This is a genomic window from Streptomyces sp. NPDC107498 (assembly GCF_055582805.1).
This window is the reverse complement of the sequence record NZ_JBVJPE010000045.1, coordinates 1-17439: the sequence shown is the minus strand read 5'-3', so window position 1 is coordinate 17439 and position 17439 is coordinate 1. Positions and strand designations below refer to the sequence as shown.

At 66.5% G+C, this 17439-nt stretch carries 4 protein-coding genes; 2 read left to right on the top strand and 2 right to left on the bottom strand.

The genetic code is table 11. The features are described from left to right. Positions 1-1203 precede the first annotated feature (1203 nt). Positions 1204-4689, bottom strand: coding sequence for a DNRLRE domain-containing protein (locus tag ACZ66Z_RS36225; protein WP_469940211.1), 3486 nt, complete (start codon positions 4687-4689; stop codon positions 1204-1206). Between the two features lie 660 nt (positions 4690-5349). Between ACZ66Z_RS36225 and ACZ66Z_RS36220 the strand changes: the two genes are divergently transcribed. Further along, positions 5350-12687 carry a polymorphic toxin-type HINT domain-containing protein gene (locus tag ACZ66Z_RS36220; protein ID WP_469940212.1) on the top strand — a complete coding sequence of 2446 codons (7338 nt, stop codon included), beginning with the start codon at positions 5350-5352 and terminating at the stop codon, positions 12685-12687. Positions 12688-13745: 1058 nt separating this feature from the next. After that, positions 13746-15146: a hypothetical protein gene (locus ACZ66Z_RS36215; protein ID WP_469940209.1), complete on the top strand. Its 1401-nt coding sequence runs from the start codon at positions 13746-13748 to the stop codon at positions 15144-15146. A 37-nt stretch (positions 15147-15183) separates the two neighbouring features. Here the strand turns inward: ACZ66Z_RS36215 and ACZ66Z_RS36210 are convergent. Next, a partial coding sequence (locus ACZ66Z_RS36210) for a helicase associated domain-containing protein (protein WP_469940207.1) occupies positions 15184-17439 on the bottom strand: 2256 nt, incomplete at its 5' end.

Below are 17439 nucleotides of genomic sequence, written 5' to 3'. Positions count from 1 at the left end.
ACAACACAGCCCACTCGGCATCCGAAAGCTCATGACGACGCACCACGACAAGCATGATCCCTCACCACTTAATCACCTTTGAAGACGACCCCTAGAGGGGAGGAGAGTAGCGGCCCCCTCCATCCCGCCTCGCGCCGCCCCCGGGCATGATCGAAAAGCGACGACCCAGGGCGTCGCCACGAGCCCGGCCCGATCCGGAGGGGCAGGACCCGGCCGACCCGGAACCGGCCCGCCCCGGACGGCCGTTCCCGGCCGGCCACCCCGTGTCGTCCCGCTCCTACCGCTGTTCCGCGGACGGGTCTGGGTCGGAGGAGGGGTCCCGGGACGGGGCCGCCGCCCGGCCCGTCAGCGTCCCGGTGCTGTCCTTCGGCACGCACATGAGCCATCGATCCGTACCGGACAGCGTCACCGCCTAATGATGGGACGGGTGCCGTACGAGCACGGGGCGCCAAGGGGGAGCGCCCTACCGCCTCGGAAAGGGGCTTCCCAGTTACCGGTGTCCTTGTCGACGGTAGGAGCGGCGCATCCCCTTGATGGCCGGCTCTCGGCCATCAAGCCGGTGCGGCGAGCACGGAGGCAATACTGATGGCCGTGCCGGCCGGCACTGTGAGAGCGACCGTGCCGTCGACGGCGAGGCGTCGGCCGGCAGGGCTGAGGCGATTCAAAGGGATTCCTCCCGAAGTCCATGGTCGAGGTGCCTGCATGCCTCGACCGAAGGACTCACGCGGGCCGTTCAAGGTTGTACGACCATTCCTCAAGCGGAACTTAGTTCGTCAAGTCGATCTCGGGGGCGGTTCTGCTTCCTGACGTTGTGCCGCCGGATGTCTCTGGGTGCTGTGCTGCCCTGTTCCTCCTGCGCGTTCGAAGGATGCCTCGCAGGTATCGCACCGTTGCGTGTACCCCCGTTGCGGTTCCCCCTGTCCCTTTGCAGGCCCCTGCTGCCTGCTCAGTGAGACCGGGCTCTTCAGACAGATGCTGAGCATGTCGTTTCAGCATTAGCTTTCGCTGATTTCGACGCCGCCAGCAGGGCGAGTGTTCGGTTCTGCAGGCTCAGGTCTCGCGCTGTTCCAGGAGGCGCCCGGAGGTCGTTCGAGCGACGGCTTCGCCGGACGGGACGCCGCCGTTGTTCGGCCACATGGGGGAGGGGGAGACGGCCGTGGTGCGGTCGCCTCCCCCTCCTTGTTTTCTTTTTGCTGGGGCAGGTCAGCCGAAGGTGCGGGTGCCTGTCCAGTTGATCCAGCTGGCGGGGATGCGTGCGCCGTGGGTGGTGCGTGTTCCGGGGTAGAAGTAGAGGGTTCCGTCGATGGTCATGGCCCAGATGTCGGGTGTGGTGTCGGTGTCGTGGTCGACGTCGGGGGTTCCGATGACGAATTTCATCTGGTCTGTGGTCCATCCGCCGGTGCCGTAGACGGTGTCGAGGCCGGTAAGGGAGCTGGCTTCGGTGGCGAGGGAGGCGAGGTCGACGCCTCCGCCAGAGGGTTTGCCCTTGCGCAGGATGAGTCCCTTGTCGGCGACGGGGCCGCGGAAGAGGAGGTCGGGGACGTTGTCTCCGCTGATGTCGGCGACGGTGACGATGTCGCGGTCGGCCCAGGTGCCGCCGGTGATCAGGCGGGCTTCGGTGAAGGAGGCGCCGGTGTAGCCGAGGAAGGCCCACAGCTGGTCGCCGGTGGTGGCGAACATGTCGGGGAGCTTGTCGCCGGTGACGTCTGCAGTGGCGGTGATCTGGTCGAGGGAGGAGGGGGAGGGGGCATTGGCGGGCAGGAGGATCTCGCGGCGCTTGGTGACGTTGACGGCTCCGTATCCGTCGCCGGGATACATCCACAGTTTGCCTTCGGCGCGGACGATGAGGTCCTGCAGGCCGTCGCCGCCGTAGAAGTCGCCGTTGTGGGTGATCAGCGCATCCTTGAAGTGTCCTGCCAGAGGTGCGGTGAAGATGGGTTTTCCGTCGCCGCCGTTGGGGTCCTTGTCGGGGTTGAGCCGGTAGGCGCCGGACATGGAGTAGTCGAACTTGCCGGTGCCCTTGGGCGGGGTGCTGTTGTCGCCCTGGGAGGGGAACAGGCGCAGGTTGCTGCCGGCGGAGATGGAGAAGAGGTCGGGCAGTCCGTCGCCGGTGAAGTCGCCTGCGGCGTCCGCTTGGTCGCGGGGGGTGACGTAGAAGAAGTATTTCCTGGGTTCGGAGACGTGGCCGGCGCCGTCGACGACGCGCACGTAGAGCACGTTGGGCCCGGCGGCGGGAGGCTTGGCGTTGGAGATGCCGACCGTGAGGGAGCTTCCGGCGGCGCGGGTCAGGGTGTAGGGGTAGCTGTTGGCGTTGAAGCCGTATTCGTAGCGGACGACGTCGGTGTCGAAGGCCTGGAAGGTGAAGGATCCGGGGGTGCCGAACTTCTTCTTCGACCAGTTGGAGTCTTCGGGCTCGTTGCCGAAGGAGTTGTCGTTGGTGGTGCCGTCGGCGTTGGGGAAGTCGGTGGAGGTGACCTTGGGGGTCCTGGGGGCGAGGGTGTCGTAGATGAAGCGGCAGGGGACCTTGGGTGTGTAGGCCGAGGAGCTGCCGGCCGCGTCGACGGCCCTGACCGTCCAGGAGTAGCTGACGTTGTTGGTCAGACCGGCGGTGGAGAAGGCGGATGTGGTGCGCTTGGCGTCGGAGGTGTCCGCGCCGACGGAGACGGTGCCGGTGGACTTGAGCAGGTCGCCGGTGGTGGACCACTTGCCGGTCGGCCACAGCGCGAAGTCGAGGTAGGCGAGATTGCCGTCTTTGTCGGTGGAGCGGGCGGTGAAGGTGAGGCTGGAGGCGCCGACCCTGACGTAGGGGGGCGAGGTGGTGCACTTGAAGTCGGGGTCGAGGTCGTGGCTCGTGGGAGGCGTGGGGGGACGGTTGTAGGTCAGCTCGAGCACGGGGGCGTTGTCGCCGTCGGCCGTGAACTTCTTCCACGCGTACTGGGTCTTCTCGTCCCTGGCCCGCATGCCGAAGGTGATCAGGCCCTTGCCCTTGTCGGCCGTCTTCTGGACCGCTGCCTTCACATCGAAGGTCTCGTACTCGTCGTGGCAGCCGGTCTTGTAGCCGTGCGCGAAGCTCCGCGGCGAGGCGGCCAGGTTGTCGTCGGTCAGGGCGGGTGCGTTTCGCCAGGTGGTGCGCGCGTCGATCGCACCGGTGAGGTGCACGGACATGGACCGCGCGTCGCAGGACCAGGAGTAGGTCTCCAGCAGCCGCAGGGTGGCCTTCTGGATCTTGGCACCCTGGAGGTTCTTGTCGAAGGCGATGTTGAAGTACGAGCGGGAGGTCCCCCAGGTATCGGACTCGAATCCGACCCGGGCCTCGTGGGTGCCGCCCTTGTTGAAGTCCTTGCCGTTGAAGAAGCTGGCCTTGGGGTGACGGCTGTAGGCGGTGGTCCAGTCCTGGGTGTGCTTCTTGACTGTCGGGTCGATGAAGACCGGGTAGACGGTGGCCGGGTCGTTCAGGAAGTCCTTATCCGGCGTAAGAAGCCAGGTTCCCTCGCCCAGGTCGCTTTCGACCACATCCCCGCGGGATGCGGGCGAGGGGCCGTTGAGCAGCGGCAGACTCAGCGTGGCGGCCGAGCCGGTCTGGGACGGCTCCGGCGTCGGTTCGGCAGGGACCGGGGGCAGCGGCGGATCGGTCAGGGTGGGTGCCGGCTCGTCCGTGGCGGTGGGCAGCACCTCGCCCTCGGGATCGACGTTGTCGTCGGCCAGCTCCTCGGTGCTCGTGCTGGGCTGCGGGGCGGCGCTCGTTGTGGCCGGCGGCTCGACGGACTCCGGCGCGGTCGGCTGCGACGACGCCCCCAGCTCACCGTCGGTCACGGCCGGAGGACCGCTGCTGTCCCACATCACCGGCGTCGGCGACAGCGCCACCTCCTGGCCGTCCCCGTCCTCGGCCCCGACGATGCCCGAGGCCGGGTCGAGACGGAAGGACAGTGTGGGCGAGGACAGTCCGTACGACAGCTGCGCGATGTGCGGGTCGGCCGCGGCCTGCCGGTTCTTCAGGACGAGCAGCTGGGCGAAGCCGTCGTCCTCGGCCGTCAGCACCAGATCGGCACCCGGGAAGATCTCCGGATACAGCGCCCGCGATCCATCGATGACCGGCGCGGGCACGGGCCCGGGCCAGGTCAGCTGGATCTGATGAAGCTCAGGGATCTCGGCCGTGCCGCCGACGGTGAGCGTGACCAGCGCACTGCCCGTACCGGCCTCGGCCTTGTAACCCTTCACCAGCGAAACACGGCGCACCTGCGTGCGCGAGGCCCGCTCCGTGCCGTCGGCCTTGCTGCCGGCCGAGAACACCAGGGGAGTGTTCGTGGCCGCGGGCGACCAGCCCTTGCCCGTCCGCCGCAGCGTGGTGTCGATCGCCTTCCATTCCTGGCCGACCTTGGCCCAGATCGGCGAGGCGTACAGCTTCTTCGTCGTCAGTCCGTCCGGACGCGCCCACGTCGTCGAACGGATCGTCCGTAGCGCTGTGACCTCCACCGGCTTGCCGCTCTTGCGGGCCAGCGAAGCCGCGGACGCCGCACTCACCGTCCGAGGCCCGCTTTTCCCGTCCCGGCCGTCTTCCGTCCTTGCGGACGGGCCGTCGGGGGAGACGGCGTGGAAGCCCGCGTACGCGATGCCGCCCGCCGCGAGCGCGGCCGCGGTCACCAAAGCGCTCACACGCCGGACAGCGGGCCGCTGCCATGTCTGTCTCATCAGGAGAGAACCCCTCTACTTCCCTGGATCCGGGGCTCTCAGGGCACCGGCTGAAACCACGAAGCCGACCAAGACGTCATAGCGGGGGAGTCCGAGGCGGAGCACCTTTCACGCAGGCATGGCCGGGCGAGCCGATGATGACCCATCAACCGCCCTCCGTCACCTGCCTCCTTAGAGCCCGGCCGGGCCCCGTGCCGCGTTCCCCGGGCTCCGCCAGTTAGGGCCCTGGCCTTTCCAAGTTCTGCCCGCCAGGCCCGCGCGGGGGACAGACGCGGTGAAACCGGCCTGAAGTGAAGCCGGGAGCGGGTGTTTCGCGACTTGATGTAGTGATCATGCAGTTTGGCGGGCTTGATGATCTGACCTAGGGCTTCGCCGGGAGAAACCCCTTACCGGCATGCTTGCCCGTAGCTGCATGATTACGTTCCGTGAAGATAATCACAGCGGGGTCATAACCTCTGGTCTTCCTTCACGATCCGCCCCCAGAATCTTCCGATCTGAACTGTCATCATCTGCGGTCCGACTCCGGTTCCCGCTCCCAGTGGTCCGGAGGACCCCGCCTTGTTCGCTCGTCACCGCCGCACCCGCCGGGCCCGCCGCACCGTCATACCCGCCATCGGGGCCGCGCTGCTGGTGGGCCTGCTGCCTGCCCAGTCCCTGGCCATGCCGCCCGACCCCACGAACGTCGAAACCGGCCGCGAAACCATCGCCGACACCGACCCCCTGGCCCTCGAAAAGGTCGAGATCGACAAGCCCGCCGACGGCCAGACCTTCGAAAAAGACCTCAACACCCTCAAGGCCGAGAGCCCCACCGACCTGCAGCAGGCACCCGCCGGCACCACGACCACCCCGGCCCCCGACACCGAAGCGTTCACCTTCGGCTCCGCCGTCAGCCCCGCCTCGGCAACCACCGCCACCACGACGGCGACGACCGCCGAAGAAGGCCCGCTCACCCAGATCCCCAACCTGCCCCTCCTTGCCGGAAAGGCGGCCAACCAGCCCGCCCCGACCGGCACCTGGCAGTTCAGCGTCCTCGACCGCAGCACCGTCGACCGCAGCACCGACACCACCAAAAACGTCGAAGAAGCCCTCAAGATCGGCACCCTCGTCACGGTCCAAGCCCCCGCCACCGGCTCGGTACCCATCAACGTCGCACTCAACTACAAAAACTTCGAGCTCCTCCACGGAGCCGACTGGGCCTCACGCCTGCGCCTGGTGCAGTTCCCCGAGTGCTACCTCACCAAGCCCCTCGACGAGGCGTGCCAGGCCTACGAGGAACTCGAGACCGTCAACGACCCCGTCACCCACACGGTGAAGGCGACGGTCGACACCGCCGCCGACGGAACCGTCACCCCCGCCTCCACGAGCAGCACCCCCCAGTCCGGCCCCGCAGTCATGCAGGCCTCCTATACCACCGCCACCCCCGCCGCCACGGGCGGCGACAAAGCCGTCATCGGCGCGGTGGACTCCGGCGCCGGCCCCGGCGGATCCTTCAAGGCCACCCCGCTCGCCTCCAGCGGCACATGGAGCGCAGGCGGCTCGTCCGGCGCGTTCACCTGGTCCTACCCGATAACCCTGCCGCCCGCCCCGGCCGGCCCCGCACCGAACGTCACGCTCTCCTACAACTCGCAGGCCGTCGACGGCAAGACCGCCGTCTCCTCGCCCCAGGCGTCCTGGATCGGCGAGGGCTGGGACTACAGCCCCGGCTTCATCGAACGCCGCTACCGCACCTGCAAGGACGACACCCACAAGCTGGGTGACGACACCCCCAACAACACCACCAAGGCCGACAAGACCAGCGATCTGTGCTGGGTGTCCTACAACGCCGTCATGTCCCTGGGCGGCAGCACCACCGAACTCGTCCGCGACGCCGCCTCCACCAGCGACCCCGAGTCCGACACCGAGACCTACCACCCCCAGCGCGACGACGGCACCCGCATCGAGCACCACCCCCGGACGATCGAGGGCAGCACCGCCAACGGCGACGACAACGGCGAGTACTGGACCGTCACCACCACCGACGGCACCAAGTACCACTTCGGCCTCAACAAGGTGGGCGGTGGCCACGCCGACACCAACTCGGTCTCCACCGTTCCCGTCTTCGGCAACCACCCCGGCGAGCCATGCCACGCCGACACCTTCGCCGACTCCCGCTGCGGCACGGATCCAGCCACGAATAAGCCCAGACAGCAGGCGTGGCGCTGGGGCCTGGACAAGGTCGAGGACATCCACGGCAACATCATGATCGTCAACTGGAAGCAGGAGACGAACTACTACGCCGTCCGCGACAAGCGCAACACCCCCGAGCAGTACGAGCGCGCCGCCTACCCCACCAAGATCGAGTACGGCATGCGTGCCGCCGACCTGACCAAGGCGTCCGCCACGGTCGAGTTCGGCGTCCAGCAGCGCTGCCTGAAGTCCGCCACCGTCTGTGACGCGGCCAACTTCGCCAAGACCGGCGACCCTGGCGCCTACCGGCCCTGGTGGGACACCCCCGGCTCGCTGAACTGCAAGAACACCTCCAAGCTCTGCCCCGGATTCCCCTCGTTCTGGACCCAGATCCGCCTCGACACCGTCACCACCAAGGCTGCTCGTGGAGGTCAGACCACCGGTCTGGGATACGTCGACGTCTACACCCTCCACCAGTCCTTCCCCGAAGACTGGTACGACACTGCCCCCGGTCTGTGGCTGAACTCCATCACCCGCACCGGCTACGGACCCGGCGAAACTCCCCCGAACGGCGGCACCGCCCAGTCCAAGGACGGCGTCAGCTTCGCCCACTACGAAGTGAAGTCGACATCCCCACTCAAGGCGTACCTCACGGACAAGCAGCTGCCCAACCTTGTCCCCAGATTCTCGGGTGACAAGCGTCCCGCTTTCACCCGGCCCCGCATCGGCGTCGTCGCCACCGAAGCCGGAGCCGACATCGAAGTCGAATACACCGGCGGCTGCCAGTTCCAGCCGGCCACCGACGCGGGCAAGGCCAACGGCACCTGCTACCCGGTCCGCTGGTCCCCCGACGGTGAGGAGAAGACCCCCGCCAAGGCCTGGTTCAACAAATACCTCGTCGCCTCAGTCACCGAGACCGACAAGGTCGCCACCCTGTTCAACACCCCCATCACGACCACGTACAACTACTCCGGCCCCGCCTGGGCCAAGAGCGACGACGAATTCCTCCGCCCCGCCCTGCGCACCTACAGCGACTGGCGCGGCTACCGGCAGGTCACTGTCGACAAGGGCCGCAGAAAGATGGTCGCCGGCTGGTGGAACCCGGGAGCTGTACCCCCGCCCACGCAGTCACGTTCTGTCACCCGCTACTTCCAGGGTGTCGGTGGCGAGGTCAAGGACTCCATCGACGGCACCGTCCTGCTCACCGACGACGCCCCGCAGTACGCCGGCATGACCGCCGAAACCCTCACCTACCTGAACTCCTACAAGAAGCCCAGCGAGTTCACCACCCGCACCCGCACCTTCCCCGACGCAGCGGTCGAGACGGCCTCCCGCACCCGAAAGGCCGAAGACGGCAGCGACCTCACCACCCTGCGCGCCTACCGCACTAGCGTCAAGCGGACCGACACCATCCAGACCGTCGGCACCAGCTGGCGAGGTATCCGCACCACCACCCTCGAACGTGATGCGACCTACGGCCTGCCCACCGCGGTCGAGAGCACGGTCGTCGCCCCGAACGGCACCGGCGGAGAAACCCTCTCCGAACCCACCTGCACCAAGACCATTTACGTCCGCAACACCGACGTGTGGTTGATCGGACTGCCCAGCAGCGTCCGTACCACCGCCACCACCTGCATCGACAACGACACCGCCGACCCCGCCACCGAGCTCAAGGGCTCGGTCCACACTCGCTACGACGGCCTCGCCCAAGGTGCTGCTCCCACCAAGGGCCTCATCACCGCTGTCGATCAGATCGACGGCACCGGCACCACCTACTCCGTCACCACGACTACCACCTACGATCCCCTCGGCCGCCCCCTCACCATGACCGCACCGGGTGTCGGCACAACGGAGACCCAGTACCTCCCCGGCGGCGATGACGGCGGCCCGGTCACCTCCACCAAGGCCATCAAAACGGTCGACACTAAGAAATACATCACCACCACCACCTACGACCCCGGCCGCGCTCTGCCACTGACGGTCACCGATCCCAACAACCGCGTCACCCGCACCGAATACGACGACCTCGGCCGCCTCACCAAGGGCTGGTCCGCCTCCCGCTCGGCCGGCACCCAGACGCCCAATGTCGAGATCGCCTACCAGCCCGCCACCGCCACACCCAGCGAGACCCGGCCGGCAGCCGTCATCGTCAAGGCGCTCAAGGACGACGGCACCTACGCCAGCCAGGTCACGATCTACGACGGCTTGATGCGCCAGGTCCAGACCCAGTCCGAGGCCCACGGCCCCGGCCGCATCGTCACCGACACCCACTACAACGACCACGGCCTGGTCTCCGAACAGACCGGCGGCTACCTCGCCAAGGGCGACCCCACCACCGAACTGTTCAAGGTCCAGTCCCCCACCCTCGTCCCGAACTCGGTCAAGACCACCTACGACGGCCTGGAGCGCCCGGTCTGGCAGACGCCCTACCACGGGCAGCTGAGGCAGACCCCGACCATCACCACCTACCACGCCGACACCAGCGTCACCGTCGACCCCGCCGGCTCCACCAGCCCCACCATCACCACGGTCGCCGACGCCCTCGGCCGCGTCATCCAGGTCAGGCACCACACCGGCTCCGGCAATACCCGCACCACCACCTACGCCTACGACAAGCGCGGCAACCGCAACAAGGTCACCGACCCTGCCGGCAACGCCTGGACCTACATCTACGACGCACGGGGCCGGGTCACCTCCACCAAGGACCCCGACACCGGCACCACCACAACGCAGTACGACGAAGCCGATCGCCCCAAGGTCGTCACGGACGAACTCCAGCAGTCGGTCTACACGACCTACGACACCCTCGGCCGAGTCACCGCGGTCAGCGCGGGCACACCCACCGCCAAGCCCATCAAGAAATTCACCTACGACCAGGACGGGGCACTCGGCCTGCCCTACGAGGCCAAGCGGATCAGCCCCTCCGGCGACGAGTACATCGACCGGGTAACCGGCTACGACACCGAATACCGGCCGACCGGGCGCCAGACCGTCATCCCGCAAAACGCGATGACCACCGGCCTCGCCGGCACATACACCTACAGCTACACCTACACCCCCACAGGCAAGCCGCTGTCCGTCACCCTCCCCGCTAAGGGCGGTCTGGCGGAAGAAAAGGTCATCACCCGCTACGACGAAGACGGTCTGCCCGAGTCCACCTCCGGCCTCACCTGGTACACCTCCGACGTCACCTACTCGCCCTACGGCGAAGTCCTGCGCTCGGTCTCCAGCGCACAGCCCTACCGCCTGTGGACGACCAACTTCATCGACGATCACACCGGCCGCCTGATGCGCACCGTGACCGACCGGGAGACCGCAGGGCCCCACCGTATTTCGGACACCGGATACGCCTACGACGCCTCCGGCATGATCACCGCGAGCGCACGGCAGAACGCGGAAACCTCCAGCCTCACGACCTGGGACAACCAGTGCTTCACCTATGACGCCATGGGTGAACTCGTCAACGCCTGGACCTCGAACATCACGCCCAACGGCAAGGGCGCCGGTTGCAAGTCGACCTCAGGAGCCACCTGGGGATACGACAGCACCGGAACCCCTTCCAGCGGGCCCGTCGCCGACGCGGCCCATCAGGCCCCGAAGAAGGCCGACGGACAGCCCACCCCCGCCCCCGCGGGCCTCGCCGACACGGCACCCGCCGCGGGCACCGTCGCCTCGGGCACCGCTGTCACCGGCTCCGCCGCCTACCGCCAGTCCTTCACCTACGACTGGCTCGGCAACCGCACCAAGGCGACCGACCACGACCCGGCCGGCGACCCCAGCAAAAACACCAACTACACCTACACCTACAGCACCACCCAGCCCCACACCCTGACTTCAGCCACATCCCCCACCGCAGGCACGAGCAGCACCTACACCTACAACACAACCGGCACGACCAAGACCCGCACCATCCTCGGCGGCACCCAGACCCAGACCCTGCAGTGGACGGCCGAGCAGAAGCTCGAGTCAAATGCCATCGGCAACAGCACGATCACTTACGTCTACGATGCCGCGGGCAACCGTCTGCTGGAAAGCTCGCCCACAGGCAGCACGCTCTACCTCGGCGAGACGGAACTGACCACCGACTCCGTCGGACTCATCACCCGCGCCTCACGCTCCTACACCCAAGCGGGCGCACCCACCATCACCCGCACCACCAACGGCTCGCCCACCTCCAGCCACAAACTCGCCGTCCTCCTTGCCGACCACCTCGGCACCAGCAACACCACGGTCGAAATCTCCAACACCCAGCCAGTAACCCGCCGCTCCTTTAAGCCCTACGGCGAACTCCGCGGCTCCAAGCCCGCAGACTGGCCCAACAAGCGAAGCTACCTCGGCGTCGGAATCGACGACACCACCACCGGGCTCACACACATCGGCGCACGAGAATACGACCAGAACACCGGCCGCTTCCTCTCCGCCGACCCCATCATCCATTTCGACGACCCGCTCCAGATGAACGGGTACACCTACGCCAACAACTCACCCGTCACCTTCAGCGACCCGACCGGCCTCGAACTCGGCTCCACACCCGGAACCTGCTCCTGGGACATCAAGTACTGCACCCCTGATCAAAAATCGGGCATAGACAAGAACACCGGCGCCAGAGACAACAGCGGACCCGGGGCCGGCCCCACCAAACCATCGCAGGACAAGGCACCCGCCAAGGGTCCTGTCAAGGGCAAAAAGCCCAACATCGCCGGCATGGAGATTCCCAGCCCTGAAGAAATGCCCCATTTTGGAATCTTCACATCCAATTACCTGGATGCCATCCATATGTGGGCGATAAATAAGTGCGGGTCCACCGGTGGCGCTTCAGATCCGCACAACGGGGCTTTCTGCACAGAGGCGTCCGACCTCGGCCTCCTTGACTCGAGCCATCCATGGGTCGGCGTCGCCATGGCCGCGATTGGCACTTGCACATTGGCGGCCGAGGTGTGCTTCTACATCGCGACCGACTTCATTCTTGGTGAGATCGAGGTCGCCGCCGGAGGATCGGCCACTGCTGGAGCTGCCGCAGCTCCCTTCCTCGAACGAATTGGGGCGAAGCTGAGAGGGCTATTCACTCGAGGCTGCAACTGTTTCCTTGCCGGCACGGACGTCCTCATGGCCGATGGTTCCACCAAGGAAATCGAAGACATCAAAATCGGCGACAAGGTCTCCGCGACAGACCCCAGGACAGGAAAGTCCGGAAGTCGCAAGGTGACTCGCCTGATACGCACCGACAGCGACAAGCACTTCAACGAACTTACGATCGCGACGGAAGACGGCCCTCGTAAGCTCACCGCCACGCACGAGCATCCCTTCTGGTCGCCCTCCGATAATCAATGGGTGGAAGCCGGTTCGCTCCAGCCTGGCATGGCATTGCTCAGCGATGATGGCACCACGGTCACAGTGGAGAAAAACCGGCCGTTCAGCCAGCACGCGCGTACGTATAATCTCACGGTCGAAGGCCTCCACACGTACTATGTGCTGGCGGGTAAGACACCGGTCCTGGTTCACAACAGCAACTGCGACTTCAAGATTGGTGTTGCGGACGAGAAGTACGACAAGCATGTCCTGGGTCTCGATGATTCCGGAAACCCCACCCGTAGGCCTGATATGCCGGAATATGACACGGATGATGGGTTTGAAAGGTACGTCGCGGACGCGCAGGCGCTGATGTGTCCCGGTAGCTGCCCTGCCGCCGCTCGTGAAGCTGTTAGAAGTGATGGCGTCATCATTCGAATGGATTCCCAGGGAAGAATAGGAATGAGGAACGGAAATACCATCACTACCTATTTCCGGCCAGATGATCCGCTCGCATACTTCCAGCGGGAGGCGGCCCGATGACTCACGGTACTGAGAACTTCCGCGACGCGTTCTCTAGCTTTGTCAGAGAGTCTGGTCGGTGGCGTGACATCGAACCGGAGGCGCTCCTGTCTCGCTGGAGGACGTTCGTCGAAGAGTGCGAACAGGGCTATCGGGGTGACGCCGAAGACTACTTCAATGATCTGACATCGAGGGATTCTCTGGCGAGGGCCATGGAATCTGCGGAACTGCAAAGCTTTCCCGAGCTTGTGCCACTTCGTGCAGAAGTGGAAGCGGTAGACTCAAGATTCCGTGAACTCCTAATTCCGGATGCGTTTCCAAGGATTCCTGAGGAATCCTGGTGGGCGCGCGGCGTGGTGCGATTTGCGCGTAGGCGCCTGGTGGAGGACTTGAGGCGCGAATATCGCCTTGAGGCGGAGCTATTCGAATAGCCGGTGAAGGTTCGCGCAAGTAAAGCGAAGCCCCGTCAGGTGTGTCCTGACGGGGCTTCTGCGCGGTCTGACGGCAGTAGTTGACGGCAACGTCAGCGGACGGGGGCTGCGCAGGGTGGCGGTTCATCGCCGTCGGAGCGCGCCCTCTCGGTGGTCTCCGGGCTGCCGAGTGCGGTGCCGAGGGCGTCAATAGCGTCGCGCTGGAGGCGGAGTCGGACGTGGGCGTAGACGGTGGCGGTGACGCCGATGTGGGCCGGAGTGCCCTGGATGCCTGCGCGTGGGAACTCGCCCACTTGGACGGCCAGGAGCCGCCCAAGCCGCGCATGGTCGGATTCCCGGACTCTCGTACCGAAGCCAGCTGGAATAAGGCTCGGCGGGACAAGCTGCAAACCGTCCCAGACCTGTACGCCGAGCGGATCAAGCAGGTCCAGCCATTCAGCACGCATCCTCAACAGCCTGACCTGAGCGCTCTAGATGTTACGTGTGAGGCAGCTGTTCCGTGAGATACCTCGGCTCTAACGCCGAAGTAGAGGAGCATGAGTTGCTGCACCTGCGAACGGACCACAAAACACAGCACCGTCGGATGGTCCCATTGGATACATTCGAGCGGTGAATGAAATAGCGCGCCGAGAGGTGCAGCCGCCTGCTGTGGACGACCTTGAACGCTTCGAGGAGATGCTGCTCGACCAGCTTGCCGAGGCCGGGCTCCCGACAGACGGAGTGCTGGTGGAACTGCCGGAACGCGAGCAGGCACTCGCGAGCTTCGGAGGCGCTCTCCGACGACTTCCCATGGAAGACCGCGGCCGGTCGGTGTATGTGAGCAAGATGATCACTGCGGCGGCCGCCGGACTCTTTGACGCGGCGCTCAACTACCTGTGGAACGAGACAGTTGGCGAGCTTCGCCGACGCGTAGCCGGATACGACCTGGCTTACTTCTTCGACATCGCCGTCCCGTCACATGACCGCCGGAAGCACCTGTCGACGCAGGATGACCTTGTCAAGGTCGACGACATCGACCTGCTGCGTGCCGCTCGCGAGATCGGACTGCTCTCCGCCACCGGCCACGCTCAGGTTGACCACATCCGCTACATGCGGAACTACGCCAGTGCCGCCCACCCCAACCAGGTGGAACTCACCGGTATGCAGCTCGCTGCCTGGCTGGAGACGTGCGTACGGCAGGTGATCACCCTGCCATACGACACCATCACAGCTGAGACGGGCAAGCTGCTGGCCAACATCAAGAAGGACCAGCTCGACCCGAGCGAGGTCAAGAACACCACGGCGTTCTTCGAAGACCTTCCCGCCGACCGCGCCGACGCACTCGGCGCCGGCCTGTTCGGCCTCTACACCAACACCAGCCGCACACCGGTCGTCGCCAACAACGTCCTCATGCTGTGGCCGGAGCTGTGGCCTGAGATCAGCGAAGAGGCGCGGCAGCGCTTCGGCGTCCAGTACGGCCGATTCAGCGCCAGCGCCGACATGACGCAGGCTCGGGCGGCCAAGGAGCTCCTCAATCTCGTCGACGGCGGGGCCTACCTGCCGGAGAATGAGCGGGCGGCAGAGATTGACGGGGTCCTGGACGACCTGCTGGCTGCCCACCATGGCTACAACAACTTCCACACGGAGCTGGCCCCCGCTCGGTCCCTTGCCGTGCTCGTTGGGCAGTACGGCAACGTGCCAGAAGCGGTGGAAGGCAAGTACGTCCTCACGCTGGTTGAGGTCTTCCTCGGAAACGAGTGGGGCGTGTCCAATGCGGCCGTACCCAGCTACGACAAGCTGTTCGGGAAGCTGACGAGCAGCCAGGCTGGCCGCGTACTGCGCAGCTTCACTGAGGCTCCGATCTCCGCAAAGCTCTGGTCCGCCAAGCCTCGGGCGCGGTGGAAGAAGCTGCTCGACATCATCGAGCCCAAGCTGACCGCTCGCTCGGACCGGGAACTGCTTGAGGCGGTACGCGCCTTCACCGGGACCCCGGACAAGCTGGCCAGCGACACCAAGATCGCTCGACTGGCTACTCCCCGGCGCATCGTACGGCGCCCGAAGAAGAAGTGAGTGGGTGGGCTCCGTACCCCGGAGCCCACCCACTCGCCTACACCCAGTCCACGCCCAGCTTCGCGAGGGCGGCGAGTTGGTCGGGGGTGAGCTTGGCGCGTCGGGTTTTGGTGTTGGAGACCCACACTCCGAGTTTCACCGCCACCGGCTCCGTCTCGCTGTCGCCCGCGATTTCCTCGCTGTGGCCGCGGGGTACGGGCCGGTTGGGGCCTTCTCGTTCGATCCATTGCGCCAAGGCGGTCAGGCCGCGTTGGAACGCTTGCTGTGCTTTGCTCGGGCCCTTCGCCGTGTGGGGTGCCGCTGGGGCGGGAGAGGGTTTCTCCAGTGGCTTGATGCCGAGCGTGGTCAGTCGTTCCTGCTGCTCGCTCGACAGCTGCGTCCAGGTGCTCGGGTTTTTCTGCCGCTGTAGCCATCGTCCGATGTCGTCGCCGTCGAAGGTCACCCCGGGCTGGATGTCGGGTAGCACCCCACCAGGTTCGTCGGCGGCGAGGTCGGTGAGCACCCGGTAGTGGCGTTGCCAGTTCAGTGGCCAGGGGCAGTTCCAGTCCTCGTCGATCTCCGTGAGCTGTGTCGCGCGTACGGCGGCCCGTTCCGGGTCTTTGCCGAGGCCGTGTTTGCGGCGGAGGTTGGCGAGGAATTGGCCGATGGCCAGCTGCTCGTCGTCTCCCTCGCCTTCGCCCCACAGTGCGTCTTGACGGGGCGCGAGGTGTCCGGTGGCCTTCCGGTAGGACCTGAGTGCGGCGAGTTTGTTCTCCCACGCTTCCTCGCCCGGCTCCCATACCATCCCGGCCTCCGGCAAGTCGAGCAGCGTCTTGCGCCGGTCCTCCAGTTCCCCGGCCCGCAGTGCCTTGCGCTGCTGGTGCACCCAGCGCCCGAGCGGGAAGTCCTTGGTGACGCCGACCTCGGTCTCGGTGTCGTATGGGACGGCGTAGACGCCGGTGATCTCGTTCTCCTTCCGCCACCGCAGCAGTGCCTGGTAGCCCTCGAGCCAGACCAGGGATTCGGGCCGGTAGACCCGGGTGCGCAGGAAGGCCGCGATCGTTGCCGCGTTGCGCGGGCTGGAGAAGTGCAGCAGGGCCGCTTCGGCGGCCGTGCCGGCGTCGTCCTGCTCCTGGCCTTCACCGCCTCCCTCGCTGTCGCCTGCGCCGCCGGCGCTGATGATCCGCCCGTCCTCGTCACGCTGGACGTGTACTTTGCGCTTGCCGCTCGTGAGCGCGCGGGAGGCGAGCTGTTCGACCAGGCGCTCGTCGTGCGAGCGCAGGCCCTGGAGGACGGCTACGAGCGGTTTGTAGCTGGCGGAGGCGATCATGTCGGTGGGGTCCTCGCCGGGCTGGAGGAAGACGGGCACGATGATGCGGGCGATCTTGGTGGAGCCGTCCTTGCTGAGCCTCAGCGCCCGTCCGATGTTCTGCACGATTTCCACCTGCGAGCCGCGGGTGTCGGCGAAGCACACGGCTTCCACGCCCCGTTCGCCGGTGATGTCCACGCCCTCACCGAGCACGCGGCAGCTGGCGAGGAAGGCGCGGTGTACGCGGCGCCCGGCCGCGTCGATGCCGCCTGCGAACTGGCGCAGGACCTCGCGGCGCTCGGCCACGAGGTGGTCGCCGCACAGCCATGCCGACCACACCCGGTCCGGGGGTACGTGGCGGCCGGCCTCCAGCTCGTAGAACTCCGCTCCGATAGACGATGCCGGCAGCTGCTCCGCGGCCGCCAGATCGGCGTCTGTGGCGTCGTTGGCGTACAGCTCGGCCGCGGTCTCGGGCAGTTTCTTCGCGAATGCGGCGGCTTCCTCGATCTTCTGGTGGAAGGTCATGACGGTGCGCAGGTTCCTGGCGGCGGTGTGTTCCAGGAGTGCGGTCTGCAGCAGCGCCAGGCGCCGGCCGCGCCGCGCCTCCTCCGACTCTTCGAGGACGGGGGAGGGGTCGTGGATCTCCAGGACGTCGATCTCGAACCCGGCGAGGATCTCGCGCTCGATCGCTTCCGAGAGCCCGAGCTCGGCGAGCCACGCTCCGTAGGTCCCGTCCGGGTCATCGGCCATGCTCGCGAGTTCCGCCTGCTGCCCGTCCGCGCCCCTGCGCGCCTGGGGCGCCGCCAGGATGCGCGGGGTCGCGGTCAGGTAGAGCCGGAAATCCGCCGGGATCCGGGTGTTGTCGTGGATCGCCGCCCACGGACGACCAAGATCACCGGCGGTGCCGTGGGCCTCATCCACGATTGCGAGGTCGAAGCCCGCCATCTGCTGCCCGTAGAGCCGTTCCCCGCCTGCCAGCGCGGTCTCCAGCGGTCCGCGGACCTT

What these genes read in the sequence shown, in the direction of transcription:
- ACZ66Z_RS36225 (WP_469940211.1), bottom strand. Translation starts at nt 4,689, where the DNA reads ATGAGACAGACATGGCAGCGGCCCGCTGTCCGGCGTGTGAGCGCTTTG.
- ACZ66Z_RS36220 (WP_469940212.1), top strand. Translation starts at nt 5,350, where the DNA reads ATGCCGCCCGACCCCACGAACGTCGAAACCGGCCGCGAAACCATCGCC.